The organism is uncultured Sphingomonas sp. (genome assembly GCF_964237335.1).
Taxonomy (GTDB): Bacteria; Pseudomonadota; Alphaproteobacteria; order Sphingomonadales; family Sphingomonadaceae; genus Sphingomonas.
The window spans coordinates 1-4248 of sequence record NZ_CAXSHM010000078.1; the positions used below are offsets into that span (position 1 = coordinate 1).

Here is a 4248-nt window from a genome sequence, read left to right on the forward strand (position 1 = left end):
GTCAGATCGGCAATCCACTTATCCCCGCTGTGCAGATTCCCCGAACCACCTCTGAAGTTAGGGTTGGCAAGGAGCTGGTAGCGGGTCAGCGCTGCCGCAACCGTTGGTTCGGCCGTGTCAGCCAACTCAGCCGCAGCCTCGATCACTTCGCCTAGCATGATGCTCTCTTGGCAGAGCGCGCGTCACCACGGCGTTGCGCAGCCTGGTTATCAACGCGTTCAGCCGCAGTCGGCGAGGCAGCGCGATCTTGTGGGCGTCCGCAATGCATCGGCATGGGTGTCCCCGTAGGCAATCGGGTCGTCACGCGGCCCGCTTCACCCTGAAGAAGCCCTCAAACGTGCCGCGAACATTGGGCGATACGGAGGCGAGTAGCGGAGCGACGCGGTCGATGAAGTCGTTACCTTCCGCTCCAGGACGGCGTGCCGCCATCTCCCAGGACCCGAACTCGCGCGTTTCCACCTCGCGGCGTGACAAGACCACAGCCGCGCGATGCTGTTCGTCAGCGCGGATGCGCTCGAATGCCGCTTCGACTTTGTCGGTTGGACCTTCAAGCGCCTGCAGGAAACGAACACCATCGTGGTAAAGCAACCCGGTGATCCCGTCCCGGCTGTTGTTGCGCCGCGACACGGCGAGGATCTGAGACACTAACGGCTCGCCTCGCGCTGTGCTGATGTAGACAAGCTGCAGCATTTCGTCGCTTCCCGGGTTTCCTGGACAACTACGTCATTCCGCAAGCGGCTGAAGATCAGGTGAAGATCGCGGCAATCGATGCTGGCCGGCGGCGCGTCCGCGTGACCCGTTTGGAAAAGCACTTTCAATGTTGGAACAGATAAGGAACAAGGCGGGCTCTGGAAGGAGTTGCGTCATGATCCTGCTTTCCGAACCCCTGCTGCTTGGCATTGCTGCTCTCGTCACCAGCCTGTCGGCACTGATCTGGTCGATTCGCCGCAAGGCGTGACGCCATCTCGACCCCCGGTACCGCAAACGGCGAGCGTCGAACGTTCTCCGCGTGCGTTGATCCCCTGCGATCCGACGAAAGGATATGCCATGCCCGAGACCCGTCATACCCTCCCCGGCAGCGAACATGCAGCGCCGCACGGCATGCAGGTGAGCGGCCGGGTTGCCGGCAACGATCTGATCACCGTCAGCGTCTATCTTCGGCCGGAGGAGACCGAGCCGGTCGCAGCAGATGCGGCAACGGCGGTCCACTCGCGTGCGACGTTGCGGCAGGTCCGCGACGAAGCACAGGCGGCGAACATCGCCGCGGTCACCGCATTCGCCGCCAAGGCCGGATTGGACGTGACCGAGGTCGATGCCGCCCAGCGTCGCGTGCAGCTGCGCGGCTCGGCTTCAGCGCTGGAAGCAGCGTTCGGGACCGAGCTTCATCAGTACGAGCGTGATGGGGCGACCTATCGCGGTCGGGAAGGCACCCTCAGCGTCCCCGGCAACGTCGCGGAGAGCATCCTTGCCGTCCTCGGCCTCGACGCTACCCCGGTCGCCACGCCCAAGTTCGTGCCGCATCGCGGAACCACGCAGCCGCGCGGGTTCCTGCCGACCGAGGTGGCAGCGCTCTATGGCGTCGGCGGCTGGAACGCCGCAGGCCAGTGCATCGGCATCATCGAACTCGGCGGCGGCTATACCGCGGCCGACAACGAAGCGGCGTTCAAGACGATGGGCTTGCCGGTGCCGGACATCGTCGCGATCGGGATCGATGGAGCATCCAACAGTCCCGGCGACACCAGCGGCGCCGATGGTGAGGTGGCGCTCGACATCCAGGTCGCGGGCGGTGTCGCGCTTGGCGCGAAGCTGGCGGTCTACTTCGCCCCGAACACCAGCCAGGGCTTCGCGGACGCGATCAGCCAGGCGGTGCATGACGAGACCAACAAGCCTTCGGTGCTGTCGATCAGCTGGGGCGGACCCGAAAGCGGCTGGACCGGGCAGGCTATCGCGGCGATGTCGGCCGCGTTCCGGGACGCGGCCACGTTGGGAGTGACGGTGACGGCCGCGTCGGGTGACTCGCTAGCCACCGACGGCGCGAGCGACGGAAAGGCTCATGTCGACTACCCGGCCTCCGACCCGCTGGTCCTGGGCTGCGGCGGCACGCACGTCACCGCCTCGGCCGGCAAGCGCCATGGCGAGACGGTCTGGAAGAGCAACGGGGGTGGTACTGGCGGCGGCGTCAGCGCGCTGTTCGTCAAGCCGGACTATCAGGCCGCGGTCAACGTACCGGCGGCCGGCACCGCCAAAGGCGGCCGGGGCGTGCCCGACGTCGCTGGGGATGCCGACCCGGACAGCGGCTATCGCATTGTCACGGGCGGACAGACCGGACTGATCGGCGGTACAAGCGCCGTGGCGCCGCTCTGGGCCGGGATCACCGCGGCCCTAAACGCGCGGCGCACAACGCCGGTGGGTCAGATGCACGCGGCGCTCTATGGCACGCCAGCCGCCTGCCACGACGTAACCAAGGGCGACAACAGGTCGGGAACGGTCGGTTACGAAGCGGCACGAGGATGGGACCCCTGCACCGGGTTGGGCTCTCCCAACGGCCCATCGCTCGTGAAGCTGTTCCGGTGACGTCCAGTTCGGAGTCCACCGCATCGGAGCCGAGTAGCACTGGGCTGTTCAGGCTTACCGGCCTGGACGGTAACACCGTGTTGATCGCGGTGGACTCGGTCTACCGCATCAGGGTGTCGGTCGCTGATGGAGAACCTGATGCGACCAAAGTGGAATACGGCGCCGGATATCTGTTCACGCACGAGACGATCGCCGACCTGCTCGGCCGGATCGGACCGGCGGACCGCTTCATCAAGCTGACCACGCGGAGCGCGACATCTGTCTACCTCAACGCAGGCGCGATCACCTCGGTGCGGACAGCGCTGCCGCAAAACGCACCCGGTACCGAGATCGTGGACGCCGGCCAATATCAGCATGTGATTGAGACTGTAGATACGATCGAAACTCTGCTGCGATGACCAACGCGGCCCAGCGTCTGCCGTCTCTCAATACGACGAGTGCGACATGTTGGAGACTCTCCTCCTGCTGCCCGCAAGACCCCGCTGGCGCTTCTAGCCAAGTCAGTGCATCTTGAACCGCGCGCCTAATTACGATTCAGAATTCTTGGCGCACGTAGGAGAGAAGCAGATGATAAAGATCACGATCGCTGCCGTTGCGTCGCTGGCGCTGACCGGCGCAGCCGGTGCGCAGATGGTTGGCGGAAACAGCAGCAGCATGCAGAGCGGTTCCATGTCCAGCTCAAGCAGCACGAAGACGATGCCCAAGAAGCACATGACCACGCACAAGAAGACCATGCACAAGACGACCAAGACCGCGCCGGCCATGTCGAACGGCAGCGGCACCATGGGCAACAGCATGTAAGCGCATCGGCACCGTCGCAAACAGTGGCGGGCTAACGAGCCCGCTACTGAAAGCACCTCTGGATCCCGCGTCGAAGCTCCGCTTCCGTCGCGACAGGCCAAGCGAGTTCAGGCAGTCGACACGGATTGTCAGTCGACGAGCGGCGACTTATGCTGCGTCTGCTCCGGTCAGCGGGATTGGATCGGCTCTGTAGCTTAATGACGGCGAGGAATTCCACGCTGGTAGCCGGGCAAGAAGGCGGCATGGATGCCGAAGCCTCCGACACTGAGATACCGCACGACGAACTGGAGCGAGTATAACGCGCCACTGAAGCGGCGCGGATCGTCGGAGATCTGGAGATCTGGCTCGCCCCAGGCATGCAATGGCTGTTGACGGCGCGTGGTCGTCCGGGTCGATTGACGCGATTTACAGACAGTGCGATCGAGGTCTGCCTGACGTTCAAGGCAGTGTTCGGCCTTGCCCTTCGGCAAGTGACGGGGCTGGTCGCAAGCCTGCTCAAGCTGGCGAAGCTAAATTGGCCGGTGCCCGATTATACGGCGTTGTGCCGGCGTCAGAAGACACTCGCGGTTCGCTCTGGGCATCCTCCGCGACCTGGCGGCTCTATGCAAGCAGCTCGAGAAGAGCGAGCCGGATGCGGACCGCATCCACGGCCTGCTGCATCGCCTCGGCCTCGCCACGACGAAGGATCGCCAACAAGGCCGACAAGTCGCAGGACAAGGTGAAGGCGCTCGGCGAGGCGCTAACCGAAGCCGGCGAGGACCAGCCGGACGAGGAGGAAGACGCCGAGGCAGCGGGAGCGCCGAAGCGAGCTCGCAAGAAGTAATTACTCACCCCCTTGCGGATGAGCGCGATCGCTGATTCAGAGGGGTTATG

The 4248-nt window shown here is 64.5% G+C and carries 5 protein-coding genes and 1 pseudogene; 4 read left to right on the top strand and 2 right to left on the bottom strand.

Annotation, left to right across the window (positions count from 1 at the left end):
• Positions 1-300: 300 nt before the first annotated feature.
• Positions 301-690, bottom strand: coding sequence for a BLUF domain-containing protein (locus ACFE65_RS17425; RefSeq protein ID WP_375383625.1), 390 nt, complete (start codon positions 688-690; stop codon positions 301-303).
• Positions 691-1047: 357 nt separating this feature from the next.
• Here ACFE65_RS17425 and ACFE65_RS17430 point away from each other — a divergent pair, with 357 nt between their 5' ends.
• The 4 genes and pseudogenes from ACFE65_RS17430 to ACFE65_RS17445 form a co-directional block, all read left to right on the top strand.
• Positions 1048-2574, top strand: coding sequence for a protease pro-enzyme activation domain-containing protein (locus tag ACFE65_RS17430; protein WP_375383626.1), 1527 nt, complete (start codon positions 1048-1050; stop codon positions 2572-2574).
• Positions 2571-2972 carry a hypothetical protein gene (locus tag ACFE65_RS17435; RefSeq protein ID WP_375383627.1) on the top strand — a complete coding sequence of 134 codons (402 nt, stop codon included), beginning with the start codon at positions 2571-2573 and terminating at the stop codon, positions 2970-2972. Before ACFE65_RS17430 ends, ACFE65_RS17435 begins: the two co-directional genes overlap by 4 nt.
• 169 nt (positions 2973-3141) lie before the next feature.
• The gene (locus tag ACFE65_RS17440) at positions 3142-3375 is read left to right on the top strand and encodes a hypothetical protein (protein WP_375383628.1); all 234 of its coding nucleotides are present in this window, start codon (positions 3142-3144) and stop codon (positions 3373-3375) included.
• Between the two features lie 246 nt (positions 3376-3621).
• Positions 3622-3947: pseudogene (locus ACFE65_RS17445) on the top strand (transposase); the annotation flags it as partial.
• Between the two features lie 28 nt (positions 3948-3975).
• Here ACFE65_RS17445 and ACFE65_RS17450 read toward each other — a convergent pair.
• The coding region (locus ACFE65_RS17450) for a hypothetical protein (RefSeq protein ID WP_375383629.1) at positions 3976-4248 on the bottom strand (273 nt) is incomplete at its 5' end.